1 protein-coding gene is annotated in these 230 nt (G+C 39.6%); it reads left to right on the top strand.

The genetic code is table 11. The features are described from left to right. On the top strand, nt 1–230 hold a 230-nt coding region (locus tag AOA59_RS33035; protein WP_218212254.1), incomplete at both ends, for a hypothetical protein.

Genomic DNA, 230 nt, shown 5'->3' with positions numbered 1-230 from the left:
GATGTGACTGGCAGGGTACCGACTGCGGCACAAGATATGGTGTATAACTATATCGTCAGGGCAGTAGACAAAGCTGGAAATGAAACAACATTGGAAATATCATTCACCCTTGATATTACAAGTCCAACATTAGAGATATCAGGAGTACTCGAAGGGTACTTTAACAATAATATTTCACCCGTAGTCACTTACTTCGATGAAAACTTAGATACAAGCAGAACGAATGTTAC

It is taken from the genome of Pseudomonas sp. 2822-15 (assembly GCF_002742515.1).
GTDB lineage: Bacteria > Pseudomonadota > Gammaproteobacteria > Pseudomonadales > Pseudomonadaceae > Aquipseudomonas > Aquipseudomonas salomonii.
The sequence above is the reverse complement of the archived record's forward strand: the minus strand, read 5'-3'. Positions and strand labels throughout refer to the sequence as shown.